The sequence below is a fragment of the Pseudomonas tohonis genome (genome assembly GCF_012767755.2).
GTDB classification, from domain to species: Bacteria; Pseudomonadota; Gammaproteobacteria; order Pseudomonadales; family Pseudomonadaceae; genus Metapseudomonas; species Metapseudomonas tohonis.
In genome coordinates, this window is record NZ_AP023189.1 from 6,716,539 (window position 1) to 6,731,434 (window position 14,896).

11 protein-coding genes are annotated in these 14,896 nt (G+C 68.1%); 8 read left to right on the plus strand and 3 right to left on the minus strand.

Annotated features, from left to right (window positions below):
- The first annotated feature begins 134 nt into the window (after positions 1–134).
- The 3 genes from uvrD to HSX14_RS30550 all read left to right on the plus strand — a co-directional run bounded on the left by uvrD (position 135) and on the right by HSX14_RS30550 (position 5,281).
- Entirely contained in the window at positions 135–2,318 is a 2,184-nt protein-coding gene (gene uvrD, locus HSX14_RS30540) for a DNA helicase II (RefSeq protein WP_173178163.1), read from the plus strand.
- Positions 2,319–2,427: 109 nt separating this feature from the next.
- Positions 2,428–4,215, plus strand: coding sequence for a hypothetical protein (locus HSX14_RS30545; protein ID WP_173178162.1), 1,788 nt, complete (start codon positions 2,428–2,430; stop codon positions 4,213–4,215).
- Between the two features lie 223 nt (positions 4,216–4,438).
- Positions 4,439–5,281 carry a Tim44 domain-containing protein gene (locus HSX14_RS30550; RefSeq protein ID WP_173178161.1) on the plus strand — a complete coding sequence of 281 codons (843 nt, stop codon included), beginning with the start codon at positions 4,439–4,441 and terminating at the stop codon, positions 5,279–5,281.
- A 258-nt stretch (positions 5,282–5,539) separates the two neighbouring features.
- Here HSX14_RS30550 and HSX14_RS30555 read toward each other — a convergent pair whose 3' ends face one another.
- On the minus strand, positions 5,540–5,998 hold the full coding sequence (locus tag HSX14_RS30555) for a GNAT family N-acetyltransferase (protein ID WP_173178160.1): 459 nt from the start codon (positions 5,996–5,998) through the stop codon (positions 5,540–5,542).
- Positions 5,999–6,134: 136 nt separating this feature from the next.
- Between HSX14_RS30555 and HSX14_RS30560 the strand changes: the two genes are divergently transcribed.
- A complete protein-coding gene (locus tag HSX14_RS30560) occupies positions 6,135–6,542 on the plus strand; it encodes an SMI1/KNR4 family protein (RefSeq protein ID WP_111259185.1) in 408 nt (135 codons plus the stop codon).
- A gap of 15 nt (positions 6,543–6,557) precedes the next feature.
- Here the strand turns inward: HSX14_RS30560 and HSX14_RS30565 are convergent, their stop codons facing one another.
- Together HSX14_RS30565 and HSX14_RS30570 are read right to left on the minus strand one after the other, a co-directional pair.
- A complete protein-coding gene (locus tag HSX14_RS30565) occupies positions 6,558–8,321 on the minus strand; it encodes a cation:proton antiporter (protein WP_173178159.1) in 1,764 nt (587 codons plus the stop codon).
- 213 nt (positions 8,322–8,534) lie between these two features.
- Entirely contained in the window at positions 8,535–9,200 is a 666-nt protein-coding gene (locus tag HSX14_RS30570) for a GntR family transcriptional regulator (RefSeq protein ID WP_173178158.1), read from the minus strand.
- A 282-nt stretch (positions 9,201–9,482) separates the two neighbouring features.
- Between HSX14_RS30570 and HSX14_RS30575 the strand changes: the two genes are divergently transcribed.
- From HSX14_RS30575 to ybaL, 4 genes are all read left to right on the plus strand, one after another.
- Positions 9,483–10,874: an aspartate aminotransferase family protein gene (locus tag HSX14_RS30575; protein WP_173178157.1), complete on the plus strand. Its 1,392-nt coding sequence runs from the start codon at positions 9,483–9,485 to the stop codon at positions 10,872–10,874.
- 14 nt (positions 10,875–10,888) lie between these two features.
- Positions 10,889–12,256: a glutamine synthetase family protein gene (locus HSX14_RS30580; protein ID WP_173178156.1), complete on the plus strand. Its 1,368-nt coding sequence runs from the start codon at positions 10,889–10,891 to the stop codon at positions 12,254–12,256.
- Between the two features lie 268 nt (positions 12,257–12,524).
- The gene (locus tag HSX14_RS30585) at positions 12,525–13,028 is read left to right on the plus strand and encodes an acyl-CoA thioesterase (protein ID WP_173178155.1); all 504 of its coding nucleotides are present in this window, start codon (positions 12,525–12,527) and stop codon (positions 13,026–13,028) included.
- A gap of 176 nt (positions 13,029–13,204) precedes the next feature.
- The gene (ybaL, locus tag HSX14_RS30590) at positions 13,205–14,896 is read left to right on the plus strand and encodes a YbaL family putative K(+) efflux transporter (RefSeq protein WP_173178154.1); all 1,692 of its coding nucleotides are present in this window, start codon (positions 13,205–13,207) and stop codon (positions 14,894–14,896) included.

The window sequence follows — 14,896 nt, forward strand, 5'->3', positions numbered from 1 at the left end:
AAGCTTTATGTGCCGTGTTTCACGGATGCGCCGCCCAACTTTCGGCGGGCCTTCCGGGCGCGGCTCGCGAACCGTCTGGCTGACCACGCGGTCATCGGTTTGCCCTCGCCTGGGCCGGTCAATAGAATGCCGCGATGCATGACGATCTCTCTCTCCTCCTGAACTCCCTGAACGATGCCCAACGCCAGGCTGTAGCCGCCTCGCTGGGGCGTCAACTGGTCCTCGCCGGTGCCGGCTCGGGCAAGACCCGCGTGCTGGTGCACCGCATCGCCTGGCTGATCCAGGTGGAGCAGGCTTCGCCGCACTCGATCCTGTCGGTGACCTTCACCAACAAGGCCGCCGCCGAGATGCGCCACCGCATCGAGCAGCTCCTGGGTATCAACCCGGCGGGCATGTGGGTCGGCACCTTCCACGGCCTGGCCCACCGCCTGCTGCGCGCGCACTGGCAGGAAGCCGGCCTGGCCGAGAACTTCCAGATCCTCGACAGCGACGACCAGCAGCGCCTGGTCAAGCGGGTGATCCGCGAGCTGGGCCTGGACGAGCAGCGCTGGCCGGCACGCCAGGCGCAGTGGTTCATCAACGGGCAGAAGGACGAAGGCCTGCGCCCGCAGCACATCCAGGCCGGAGGCGACCTGTTCCTCGGCACCATGCTGAAGATCTACGAAGCCTACGAGGCCGCCTGCGCGCGCACCGGGGTCATCGACTTCTCCGAACTGCTGCTGCGCGCCCTCGACCTGTGGCGCGACAAGCCCGGCCTGCTGGCCCACTACCAGCGGCGCTTCCGCCACATCCTGGTGGACGAGTTCCAGGACACCAACGCCGTGCAGTACGCCTGGCTGCGCCTGCTCGCCCAGGGCGGCGACAGCCTCATGGTGGTGGGCGACGACGACCAGTCGATCTACGGCTGGCGCGGCGCGCGCATCGAGAACATCCAGCAGTTCTCCAGCGACTTCGCCGACGCCGAGACCATCCGCCTGGAGCAGAACTACCGCTCCACCGCCGGCATCCTCAAGGCCGCCAACGCCCTGATCGCCAACAACCAGGGGCGCCTGGGCAAGGAGCTGTGGACAGAAGGCGAGGACGGCGAGCCGCTGGGCCTGTACGCCGCCTTCAACGAGCACGACGAAGCCCGCTACGTGGTGGAGAGCATCGAGAGCGCGCTGAAGGACGGCATGGCACGCAGCGAGATCGCCATCCTCTACCGCTCCAACGCCCAGTCGCGGGTGCTGGAGGAGGCGCTGCTGCGGGAGAAGATCCCCTACCGCATCTATGGCGGCCAGCGCTTCTTCGAGCGCGCCGAGATCAAGAACGCCATGGCCTACCTGCGCCTGCTCGACGGCCGTGGCAACGACGCCGCCCTGGAGCGGGTGATCAACGTCCCCGCCCGGGGCATCGGCGAGAAGACCGTGGAAAGCATCCGCGAATTCGCCCGCGCCCAGGACGTCTCCATGTGGGAGGCGATCCGCCTGCTGCTGGCCAACAAGGGCCTGCCGGGCCGCGCCGCCGGTGCCCTGGCGGTGTTCATCGAGCTGATCGAGAACCTCGCCGCCAAGGTCATGGAGATGCCCCTGCACCTGATGACCCAGACCGTCATCGAGCAGACCGGGCTGATCACCTACCACAAGGAAGAGAAAGGCGAGAAAGGCCAGGCCCGGGTGGAGAACCTCGAGGAACTGGTCAGCGCCGCCCGCGCCTTCGAGAACGGCGAGGACGACGTCGAACTCACCCCGCTGCAGGCCTTCCTCAGCCATGCCTCGCTGGAGGCCGGCGATACCCAGGCCGATGCCTTCGAGGACAGCGTGCAGCTGATGACCCTGCACAGCGCCAAGGGCCTGGAGTTCCCCCTGGTGTTCCTGGTGGGCATGGAAGAAGGCCTGTTCCCGCACAAGATGAGCCTGGAGGAGTCCGGCCGCCTGGAAGAGGAGCGCCGCCTGGCCTACGTCGGCGTCACCCGCGCCATGCAGCGCCTGGTGCTGACCTACGCGGAAACCCGCCGCCTCTATGGCAGCGAGACCTACAACAAGGTTTCGCGCTTCGTCCGCGAGATTCCCCCGCAACTGATCCGCGAGGTGCGCCTTGGCAACAGCATCAGCCGCCCGGTGGCCGGCGGTGCGCGCAGCGGCGGCTCGATGTTCTCCGGCGCGGAGATCCCGCAGACCGACTTCAACCTCGGCCAGCGGGTGCAGCACGCGCTGTTCGGCGAAGGCACCATCCTCAACTTCGAGGGCTCCGGCGCCCAGGCGCGGGTGCAGGTGAAGTTCGAAAGCGAAGGCAGCAAGTGGCTGATGCTCGCCTACGCCAAGCTCCAGGCCCTCTGACCGAACCCGGGCCCCGCTGCCATGGCGGGGCCCGGCACAACGCGCACTTGGCAGTTATCCACAGCCACGGCAGGATGGCCGCTCCCCTCCTTCTTGCGGAAACACGGACGTGCGCCTTCCCCTGCTGCTGCTCAGCCTGATCATCGCCACCGGCATCGAGGCCGCCCCGGGCTTCGAGGTGAAGCGCGAAACCGACAGCTACCGCGACTGGAACACCGGGCAGCGCCGCGAGCGCACCGAGACCTCCCTGCGCCTGGACGGCGAAACCCTGTCGATGAAGGCCCTCTCACGCCTCCTGGCCCCCGGCGGCGAAACCCTCTACCCGACGCTCTGGGACGCCCGCGTCAACGGCCCCGACCAGGTGCTGATCCTCTTCAACCGCGGCAGCGGCCAGGACTTCGAACTGGCCCGCCTGTACCGCAAGAACGGCGGCAAGCCCCAGGCCGAGGTGTTGCTGCGCGACCTCCCCTACAACTGGTTCAACGACGCCCGCCGCACAGGCTGGGTGAGCGTGGGCGGCGAGGACCGCCTGTACCTGGTGCAACTGCAGCCGCTGCGCATCGTCGATGCAGGCCCCGGCGCGCTGCTGGATGTGCGCGGCGAGGTGGCCCTGCTCGCCGACCCTGGCTGGAACAAGCGCCCGCCGGCCTTCCGTGCGGTGGACATGCAGCGTGGCCACGAAGTCGCCCGCCTGGAGCTGGACCCCGCCTGCTTCGTGCTGCCCGATCTGGAATTCAGCCATCCACTGATCTATTCCGCGCTGGGCAGCTCCACCCCCGGGCGCCTGCGCTTCCAGGACGGGCCCGACTGGTTCGACCGCAACCTGGAGCTGGTCACCACGCCCGCACCGGCCCTGCGCCTGCGCCCGACCCAGCAACTGCCGCGACCCGACCCGGTGCGCTGGGGCGTGACCCTGCGCGAGGCGGACGCCGGCCCGCAGCCCCGCACGCCGGACACCCTCGACTACGCCTCCAGCCCCGAGCCCGACGACTTCGTCGATACCCTCGACCTGGTGCCCGGGCAGTGCCAGGCCATCAACCCCAACCCGCCCCTGCACGCCGACCAGACGCCCTACCCCAGCCGCCACGTGCCAGCCGACGACCTGTGCCTGGGCGAGCCGCTGCCCGGCGTGCCGGACAGCCTGCGCCAGGAGCGTTGCGTCCTGCCGGCACGCACCCGCGTGCTGGTCGGGAGTCCGCGCTGGTCGCTGGAGGAAGTGCGCTACGCCTATCGCCCCGGCGGCAAGGGCACGGCCATCGAACAGACCGTCTACCAGTTGCGCGAGGGGGACGCGGTCAACCGCTACATCGCCAGCAGCAACGGCTACGAAGAGGCCCTGGCGATCCGCGAAGTGCTGCCCACCGGCCAAGGCGAGGCGCTGTTGAAAACCCGCGGCGACGGCGCCTACGAACTGCTGCGCGCCTCGACCGAGACCGACGGCAAGCTGCGCCTGGACTACCTCGACATGCTGCCCTACCCCGCCAGCCCCTTCGACTCCAGCCGCCCCGGCTGGGTCTACCTGCGCAAGCCGGGGCTGCTGGTGCGCCTTGCGCCCTTCGCCCATGAGCAGACCGGCGAGAACCTGCTGGATATCCGCGGCGAGACCCTGCTCTACGCCTATGGCGACAGCGAGAAAGACCGCCTGAGCCTCGGCCAGCGGACCTTCGGCAGCGACCGCGCCGACGACTCGCCCCTGCCGGGCCTGGTACTGAACGCCAGATGCCGGCGGGAGGACGACCCCTACTGGGAATTCACCCTGCCACCGGTCAACGCGACGCTGGAGCAATCCGCCGCCTGGTTCGCCCGCAACTTCGACTACCAGCCCGGCGCCAAGGGCGCCATCCGCCTGCGCACCGACCACCAGCTGCGCGCCCGCCCGGGCTGCGCCGCACGCTAGGTCGACCGTGGGAGCGGCTTCAACCGCGAAGCGCTCGCCGGATGGCCTTCAGGGGCCGGTAGCAGCATCGCGAATGAATTCGCTCCCACGGGAAGTACGCCGGCCCCGGCGGCACACGCCCGTAGCGCAGCCGTAAAAAATCCCGATACATTCTGCCGCTAGCCATCGCAGGCGCGACTGGGCAGCATGGCGCGCGTGGACCCCTAACCAAGAGATGCCTCTGATGCGCCGATTCCTCAGTATCGCCCTGGCCCTTTGCGTCGGCCTGACGCTCAGCCTGGATGCCAACGCCAAGCGTATGGGCGGTGGCAAGACCTTCGGCTCCGCGCCGACCCACCAGACCCGCCAGGCGCAGCCCAACACCCCTGCCGCCACCCCGACCGCACCCGGTCGCCAGCCCGCTGCCGCCAGCGGTGCCTCGCGCTGGCTCGGCCCGCTGGCCGGCCTCGCCGCCGGTGGCCTGCTCGCCTCCATGTTCATGGGCGACGGCTTCCAGGGCATGCAGATCTTCGACTTCCTGATCATCGCCCTGATCGCCTTCGTCATCTTCCGCTTCATCGCCGCCCGCAAGCGCCAGCAGCAGGGCCAGCCCGCCATGGCCGGGGCGCCGTTCCAGCGCGAGATGCCGCAGCAGCAGGCGCCGATCTTCGGCAGCACCGCCGCCCAGGCCCCGGTGGCACAGCGCGCGTTCAACGCTCCGAGCTGGTTCAACGAAGAGCGCTTCATCGAAGCCGGCCGTGAGCACTTCATGTCCCTGCAACAGCATTGGGACGCGGCCGAGATGGACAAGATCGCCGAGTTCGTCACCCCGCAGATGCTCAGCTTCCTGAAGGAAGAGCGCGCCAGCCTGGGCGACGGCTTCCAGTCCACCTACATCGACAACCTGCAGGTGCAGCTGGACGGCATCGACGAGCTGGCCGACAAGACCGTCGCCACCCTGACCTTCAACGGCGTGTCGAAGACCTCGCGCTTCGACCAGGGCGAAGTGTTCAGCGAAAGCTGGCGCATGGAGCGTGCCAACGGCGACAACCAGCCCTGGCTGGTGGCGGGCATCCGCCAGAACTGATCACGCTTCGCGCAATGAAGAAACCCCGGGCATGCCCGGGGTTTTCTTTTGTGGTGTTCGGCTCAGCCTCTGAGCCGAACGAGAGGGTGGATGACGCTCTTTTCATCCACCAAACCAGGCCATGGAAAACACCCTGCGTGGGCCGCGACCGGAATCTGTGGGTCGGTTGCAACCCGGCGTTCGTGGCTGGCGGCAGCAGGGACCGCTACGCGGTCCTTGGCGAATCAAGTCGCCCCTACAGGGCGATATCCACCGGTATCAAACCGCCGCCTTGCGCATGCCGACATGGGGGATGTCGTCCTCCAGGTAGACCTCGGTCACCGGCACGAAGCCGTAGCGCCCGTAGTACTTCTGCAGGTGCGCCTGGGCCGAGAGGTAAACCGGCAGGCCCGGCCAGCGCCGCTGGCAATCCTCCAGGGCCCGCTCCATCAGTTGGTGACCCAGCCCGGTGCCGCGCGCCGCCTCGGCGATCACCACGCGGCCGATGACCACCTCGCCCTCGTTGCGCTGCGGGTCCAGCAGGCGCAGGTAGGCCACCAGCGCATCGCCGTCGCGTGCCATCAGGTGGCAGCTGTCGCCCACCAGGTCCAGGCCGTCCACCTCCAGGTAGGGGCACTTCTGCTCGACGACGAACACCTGGGTGCGCAGGGCGAGGATGTCGTAGAGCGCCTGTTTGTCGAGTTCGCTGTGGTGGCTGCAGGTCCAGGTGATCGGCATGGGGGCTCCGTCGTGGTCAGGGGAAGGGGGCAGTATGCAATGCACCACCACCGGACGAGCGGTCCGCTCGCGGTTTTTTTCTTCCGGGCGCCAGCTACTGTATAAAGCGCATCCCAATGCACGAGGACCTGTCGCCGTGGAAGAAGTCATCGAACAGCTGCGCGAACTCAACGAACCCGTACCGGTCCCGCTGGAGCTGCCGGACGACGAGCTGCTGGTGGAGATCGAGGAGCAGTTGCTGATCAACCTGCCCTTCGAGCTGCGCGAGTTCCTGCTCAAGGTCAGCGATGTGGTCTACGGCCGCCTGGAGCCGGTGACCGCCACCGACCCGCAGTCCCACACCTACCTGCCGGAAGTGGCTTCGGTGGCCTGGGACCTGGGCGTGCCCCGCGACCTGGTACCGATCTGCCAGGACGGCCGCGACTACTACGTGGTCGACCTGGAAGGCGAAGTGCTGCTCTGGTCAGGCGAAGAGGGCGACATGACCGATGAGAGCTGGGACTCCGTCTGGCACTGGGCGCGCGACGTCTGGCTGGAGAGCTGAGCGCCCTCCCGCCCCTCAGTGGTGGCCCTGGTCGCGGCTCTGCTCCAGGGTCTCCAGCAGCGCGATCTGCATGCGCGAGTGCACGCGGATCAGCCAGCGCCACATCAGCGCGATGACCCCGGCCGCCAGCAGCGCGATCAGCAGCAGCAGCTCCAGGGTCGGCAGGATACTCGCCGACAGCGCCATGAGCAGCAGCATGATCACCCCCAGCGACAGCGCCGGGATCACCTCGGCGATCACCTTGCGCACCCGCGCGGTATGCCGCCCGGCCTTCTCCGGCGTCACGCCCATCTCCGCCAGCAGCATCGACAGCGCCTTGAGCTTGCGGTACGCGGCGATCAGGAAAGGCAGCGACAGCAGTAGCGCGGCGCCCCAGACCATGGCCTTCTGCAGGTTCTGCTGGGCCACCCAGTCGCTCAGGTGCTCGCCCAGGGTGCCGGCGAAATAGGCGCCGGAAAGGAAGATCGCCACCACCAGCGCGATGTTCACCCCCACCTGCAGGAGGATCTTGCGGATCATCCCCGCCAGCACCGCGCCCTGCCCCTGGGGCTGGATGCTGCGCAGCCAGTCGCCATAGAGGTTGAACACCCGCGCGATGCGCGCCGGCACGATGCCGGCGAGCGTCTGCGACAGCGGGTCGGCTGCGCGGATCAGGTAGGGCGTGAGCAGCGTGGTGATGGCCGAGACCGCCACCGCCACCGGGTAGAGGAAGTCGCTGGTGACCTGCAGGGTCATGCCCAGCGCGGCGATGATGAAGGAGAACTCGCCGATCTGCGAAAGGCCCATGCCGACGCGCAGCGAGGTGCGCCCGTCATTGCCGGCGATGAACGCGCCGATGCCGCAGGAAACCATCTTGCCCAGCACCACGGCGACGGTGATCACCGCGATGGGCCAGGCGTATTCCAGCAGGATCGCCGGGTCGATCATCAGGCCGATGGCGACGAAGAAGATGGCGCTGAACATGTCGCGCACCGGCTCCACCAGGCGCTCGATCTGCGCCAGCTGGCGCGACTCGGCGATGATCGCGCCGATCAGGAAGGCGCCCAGCACCATGCTGTATTCCAGCTTCACCACCAGCAGGCAGAAGCCGAAGCACAGCCCCAGCACCGTCACCAGCAGCATCTCGTTGCTCTCGAACTTCGCCACGTAGGCCAGCAGGCGCGGCACCAGCAGGATGCCGATGACCAGCGCGACGACCATGAACAGGCTGAGCTTGCCCACCGTGGCGAACACCTGGCCGGTCTCCACCGAGCCGGACAGGGCGATGCCCGAAAGCAGCGCGATGATGCCGATGCCGAGGATGTCCTCCACGATCAGCACGCCGAAGATCAGCTGGGCGAAGCGCTCGTTCTTCATCTTCAGGTCGCTCAGCGCCTTGATGATGATGGTGGTCGAGGAAATGGCCAGGATGGCGCCGAGGAACAGCGAATCCATGGTGCTCCAGCCGAAGAAGCTGCCGATCTCGTAGCCGATCCAGATCATCAGCACGATTTCCAGGAAGGCGGCGATGAAGGCCGTGGCGCCCACCTTGAACAGCTTGCGCAGGCTGAACTCCAGGCCCAGGCAGAACATCAGGAAGATCACCCCCAGCTCGGCGAGGATCTTGATCGTCTCTTCCTCGTGGATCAGGGCGAAGGGCGGCGTGTGCGGGCCGATGAGGAAGCCGGCGATAATGTAGCCCAGCACGACCGGCTGCTTGAAGCGGTGGCAGAGGATGGTGACCAGGCCGGCCACCAGCATGATCACCGCCATGTCCTGGATGAAACTTATGGCATGCATGGCGCACCGGCTCCTTCTTGCTGGTCAGTGCGCAGGACAGCGCCGCGCCCGGGGTTTCTCGCTTGGCTCCTTGGGAGCCCCTGTATGAAATAGGGAAGTTCCTAGTCAGGACTTTCGGCAGAGTAACACCGGGCACCGCACCGTCATTTTCGGCGAAACAAACCGAAACAGCTTTGCCGGGCCGAGGGGGGAAGCGGCCGCATCAGCCGCCTTTCAGCCCCCGCTCCTGGCGTGGGCGGTCTCCAGCTCCAGCAGGTTCATCAGGAAGTTGCCGAAATAGGTCATGTCCTGCTCGATCGCCGCCCGCGCGCCCTTGGCGTCGCCGGCGAGCACCGCCGCGAAGGCGTCCTCGTGGAAATCGTTGAGGCGCAGGGACAGGTCGGCCTCGGTGAACAGCTGGTTGAAGAAGGGGCCGACCTGCAGCCACAGCGACTCGATCATGCGCAGCAGCGTGGGGTTGGCGCAGGCGCGGTAGAGCGTCATGTGGAACAGGCTGTTGTCGTCCAGGTAGCCCTGCACGTCGCGCCGCTCCAGGGCCCGCTCCATGTTCTCGACGCAGCGTCGCAGCTGCTCGATGTCCTCCCCGGTGAGCCGTGGCGTGGCGGTCTCCACGGCCAGTCCCTCCAGGGACAGGCGCACCAGGAAGATCTGCTGGAAGCGTTCGCGGGTCATGAGCGGCACCCGCAGCGAGCGCTGCGGCTCGCCTTCCAGGGCACCCTCGGCCACCAGGCGCTGCAACGCCGCACGGACCGGCATCGGGCTGGTGCCCCATTCGGCGGCGAGGTCGCGGATCTTGAGGCGCTCGCCGGGCTGGAAACGCCCTGCCAGCAAGCCTTCACGTAGTCGTAGGTAAAGCTGTTCCTGCAGGTTGTCGGCCATGGGTCACTCCTGGGTGGCTGGTGGTGCCGGCAGTTGGGCGAGGGTCAGGCTGCAGTTGCGCATGGTGGTGGATCTCCTGGGTGGGCGGATGGCCGCGCCTGTGGATAACTGCCCCGGCGTGCTGCAAGCGCAGCGATCGCCTGGGGACAAGACCGACAGGCCTGCCGATAGTGTGATCACAAAAGCAGCTCGATCATAGGCTTTTGCCAGAAACAGTCCAGCTATTGACATATCTGTGATCACAAAACAGGATGTGCGGAAATTCGAACGAGGTGTTCAAACATGACCGCCAGTGGCATTGCAGAATCCGCCGTTGAAACCTTCGCCGCCGCCGAGCGCGCCCGTTTCATCGCCCAGAACCCCAAATCCCTGGCGCTCGCCGAGCGTGCCCGCCACTCGCTGTTCGGCGGCGTGCCCATGCACTGGATGAGCGACTGGTCGACGCCCTGCCCGCTGTTCGTCGAGCGCGCCCAAGGCGCGCGCTTCCACGACGTCGACGGCCACGAGTACGTGGACTTCTGCCTCGGCGACACCGGCAGCATGTTCGGGCACTCCCCCGCGCCCATCGCCCGTGCCATCGCCGAGCAGGGCGCGCGCGGGCTCACCACCATGCTCCCGGGCGAGGACGCCGTGGTCGCCGGCGAACTGCTGGCCGAGCGCTTCGGCCTGCCCTACTGGCAGGTGGCGACCACCGCCACCGACGCCAACCGCTTCGTCATCCGCTGGGTGCGCGCCATCACCGGGCGCAAGGTGCTGCTGGTGTTCGACGGCTGCTACCACGGCACCGTCGACGACGTCATGGTGCGCCACCGCGAGGGCCGCACCGTGCACCGCAGCGGCCTGATCGGCCAGGCGCGCAACCTGGCCAAGACCAGCCGCGCCGTGCCCTTCAACGACCTCGAGGCGCTGGAGAAGGCCCTGGCGCAGAACGATGTCGCCGCCGTGCTCTGCGAACCGGCGATGACCAACATCGGCATGGTCCTGCCCGATGCCGGCTACCTGGAGAAGCTCCGCGAGCTGACCCGCCGCCACGGCACCCTGCTGATCATCGACGAGACCCACACCATCTCCACCGGCCCCGGCGGCTGCACCCGCGCCTGGAACCTGCAGCCGGACTTCATCACCCTCGGCAAGCCCATCGCCGGCGGCGTGCCCTGCTCCGTCTACGGCTGCACCGCCGAGATGGCCCAGGCCATGAAGCTGGCCCGCAAGCACGCCAGCGAACAGTCCGGCGGCCACGGCCACAGCGGCATGGGCACCACCCTCTCGGCCAACGCCCTGGCCATGCACTGCATGCGCGCCAACCTGGAACAGGTGATGACCCCGGCCGCCTATGACCACATGCTGCCCCTGGCGGCACGCCTGGCCGAAGGCTTCCGGGGACTTATCCACAAGCACCACCTGGCGTGGTCGGTGACCGAGCTGGGCGCCCGCTGCGAGTTCCAGTTCTGCGCCACCTCGCCGCGCACCGGTGCCGAGGCCGAAGCGGCCTTCCACGACAGCCTGCAGATGGCCCTGCACCTCTACCTGATCAACCGGGGCATCCTCATCACCCCGTTCCACAACATGACCCTGTGCTGCCCGGACACCACCGAGGCCGACGTCGACCGCCTGATCACCACCCTCGACCAGGCCCTGGCCGAGCTCCTGGCCATCCCCGGCGCCCGACTCTGAACGCGAGAACCCCCATGCGATTCGCCGACCCCCAGGAAGCCCGTGACTTCCTCGAACGCCACCCCGAAGTCCGCAGCATCGAACTGATGCTGTTCGACGCCAACGGCATCCCGCGCGGCAAACTGCTGCACCGCGACGAGCTGCTGGCCATCTACGAGAATGGCCGCCCGCTGCCCAGCTCCATCCTCTCGCTGACCATCCAGGGCGAGGACGTGGAAGCCAGTGGCCTGGTCTGGGAAGTGGCCGACGCCGACTGCTGGACCTACCCGGTGCCCGGCTCCCTGGCCCTGCAACCCTGGCGCAGCAGCCCCACCGCCCAGGTGCAGGTGAGCATGCACCCGACCCGGGGCCTGCCCGCCACGCCCGGTGACCCGCGCCACGTGCTGGCCCGCGCCATCGACCGGCTCAAGGCCGACGGCTACCACCCGGTGATGGCGGTGGAGCTGGAGTTCTACCTGCTGGACAAGGCACGCGACGCCAACGGTCGCCCGCAGCCGGCGCTGCAGGCCAATGGCGTGCGCCCGCAGGCGCCGCAGGTCTACGGCGTGTACGAACTGGAGCAGCTGCAGCCCTTCCTCGACGACCTCTACAGCGCCTGCGAGGCCCAGGGCCTGCCGCTGCGCACCGCCATCTCCGAATACGCCCCCGGCCAGCTGGAGCTGACCCTGGAACACCGCTTCGACGCGCTCCAGGCCATCGACGAAGGCGTGCGCTACAAGCGCCTGGTCAAGGGCGTGGCCAACAAGCACGGCCTGGTGGCCTGCTTCATGGCCAAGCCCTTCGGCGACCTGGCCGGCAGCGGCATGCACCTGCACGTCAGCCTGGCCGACGAGGCGGGCAACAACCTGATGGCCAGCGAGGACCCGCACGGCACCCCGCTGCTGCGCCACGCCATCGGCGGGATGATGGCGACCCTCGACGACGCCCTGGCGATCTTCTGCCCCAACGCCAACTCCTACCGGCGCTTCCAGGCCAACAGCTACGCGCCGCTGGCCAAGAGCTGGGGGGTGAACAACCGCACCGTGTCCTTCCGCGTCCCCGGCGGCCCGGCCCAGAGCCGGCATGTCGAGCACCGCATCTGCGGCGCCGACGCCAACCCCTACCTGGCCGCCGCCGCGATGCTGGCGGGCATCCACAAAGGCATCCGCGAGCAGATCGACCCGGGCCAGGCCATCACCGGCAACGGTTACGAACAGGCCCGCGAGACCCTGGCCACCGACTGGCTCACCGCCCTGCGCACCCTGGAGCGCTCGGCCTGGGCGAAGGAGGCCCTGGGCGAAGGCTTCCTCGACATCTTCCTCGCCATCAAATGGGAAGAGTTCCGCCAGTTCGTCAGCGAGGTGGGCGAGCAGGACTGGCGCTGGTACCTGACCCACGCCTGACCGCATGGGGTTGTGGACAAGTTGTTTATCCACAACCCCACCAGCCGCAAACCGCAACTCGCAGGATGGGTAGAGCGGAGCGAAACCCATCCATTCCGAGTACCGGCATGAGTTCGGCGTCGGGCGGGCAGCATGGGTTTCGCGGGGCTCTACCCATCCTACGGTGCGGAGCGCGGCCAGGTGTTTATCCACAGGCGGTGCCCTGTGCTCCGCGCCGGGCTCGCTGCGTCTACAGTTTCACTTCCCAGCCCCGAGACAGAGCCCCTCCATGGAACCCGGCAACGCGCAACTGACGATGACCGTCCTCATGACCCCGGACATGGCCAATTTCTCCGGCAACGTCCACGGCGGCACCCTGCTCAAGTACCTCGACGAGGTGGCCTACGCCTGCGCCAGCCGCTACGCCGGGCGCTACGTGGTGACCCTCTCGGTGGACCAGGTGGTGTTCCGCGAGCCGGTGCACGTGGGCGAGCTGGTGACCTTCCTCGCCTCGGTCAACTACACCGGCACCACGTCCATGGAGATCGGCATCAAGGTGGTGACCGAGAACATCCGCGAGCGCTCCGTGCGCCACACCAACAGCTGCTTCTTCACCATGGTGGCGCTGGATGACGACCGCAAGGCGGCTCCCGTGCCACCGCGCCAGCCGCAGACCGCCGAGGAGAAGCGACGCTTCCTGCAGGGCCAGCAGCGCCGGCAGATCCGCCAGGAAATGGAGCGCCGCTACCGTGAGCTGCGCGAGAACGGCAGCGAGAGCCCCGCTACATCCTGAAAAATAATCTGACGGACTTTTCATACAATCACCGTCAGCCAACGGGTAACCTGACGCACGCGGCGGCAGCCGCGTTCGCCACGGGCCAGGCCCCGTGAACCCCCTTCGAACCGTCCTCCGCAGCGATGCGCACACCGCTGCGGCCTGGATGTTCCCTGCGTGCAAGGAGCCGCCGCATGCCCCACCACACACCGCTGATCGCGACCCTCTCCGCCGGCCTGGTGCTGGCCTTCCTGCTCGGCAGCCTGGCCAACCGCCTGCGCATCTCGCCGCTGGTGGGCTACCTGCTGGCCGGCGTTCTCGCGGGACCCTTCACCCCGGGTTTCGTCGCCGACCAGGCGCTGTCCCAGGAGATCGCCGAGCTGGGGGTGATCCTGCTGATGTTCGGCGTCGGCCTGCACTTCTCCCTCAAGGACCTGATGTCGGTGAAGAACATCGCCATCCCCGGTGCCGTGGTGCAGATCGCCGTCGCCACCCTGCTGGGCATGGGCCTGGCCTGGGGGCTCGACTGGTCGCTGGGCGGCGGGCTGGTGTTCGGCCTGGCGCTGTCGGTGGCGAGCACCGTGGTGCTGCTGCGGGCCCTGGAGGAACGCCAGCTGCTCGATACCCAGCGCGGCCGCATCGCCGTCGGCTGGCTGATAGTCGAGGACCTGGTGATGGTGCTGACCCTGGTCCTGCTGCCGGCGCTCTCGGGCATGCTCGGCGGCAAGGCCCATGGCGGGGGCGAGATCAGCCTCGGCGTCGAACTGCTGCTGACCCTGGGCAAGGTCACCGCCTTCGTGGTGCTGATGCTGGTGGTCGGCCGCCGCCTGATCCCCTGGGTGCTGGCCAAGGTCGCCGGCACCGGCTCGCGGGAGCTGTTCACCCTCGCCGTGCTGGCCATCGCCATGGGCATCGCCTACGGCTCGGCCATCCTCTTCGACGTGTCCTTCGCCCTGGGCGCCTTCTTCGCCGGCATGGTGCTCAACGAGTCGGAGCTCAGCCATGACGCCGCGGAGAAGACCCTGCCCCTGCGCGACGCCTTCGCGGTGCTGTTCTTCGTCTCGGTGGGCATGCTCTTCGACCCGCTGATCCTGATCCGCGAGCCGCTGCCGGTGCTGGCCACCTTCCTGGTGATCGTGCTCGGCAAGTCGGTGGCGGCCTATGTCATCGTGCGTGCCTTCGGCCACCCCAAGAGCACCGCCCTGACCATCTCCGCCAGCCTGGCGCAGATCGGCGAGTTCAGCTTCATCCTCATCGGCCTGGGGCTGGACCTGGAGCTGATGCCGCAGACCGGCCGCGACCTGTTGCTGGCCGGTGCCATCCTCTCGATCCTGGTCAACCCGCTGCTGTTCATCGCCATCGGCCGCTGGCAGGCACGCCAGGACCGCAAGGCGGCGGAGCTGCCGCCGGAGCAGGCAGCGGTCGAGGACGTGCCGCCGGCGATCGAGGAACACGACCACGCCATCCTCATCGGCTATGGCCGCGTCGGCCGCAAGATCGCCCTGCGCCTGCGCGAGGCCGGCACGCCGCTGGTGGTGATCGAGGACAGCCGTGCGGGACTGGATGAATTGCGCGAGGCGGGCATCAGCGCGGTGCTCGGCAACGCGGCGCGACCCGAGGTGCTGGAGCTGGCGCAGCTGGCGCGGGCGCGCTGGCTGCTGCTGGCGATCCCCAATGGTTTCGAGGCCGGGCAGATCGCCCAGCAGGCCCGCGTGGTGAACCCGCGGCTGACCATCATCGCCCGCGCCCACTTCGACGCCGAGGTGGAGCACCTGGAACAGAACGGCGCGGACCTGGTGATCATGGGCGAGCGAGAGATCGCCCGCGCCATGATCGACCGCGTCGCCGCCGACCAGGCCACCCCGGACGCACCGGTCGCGGCCTGA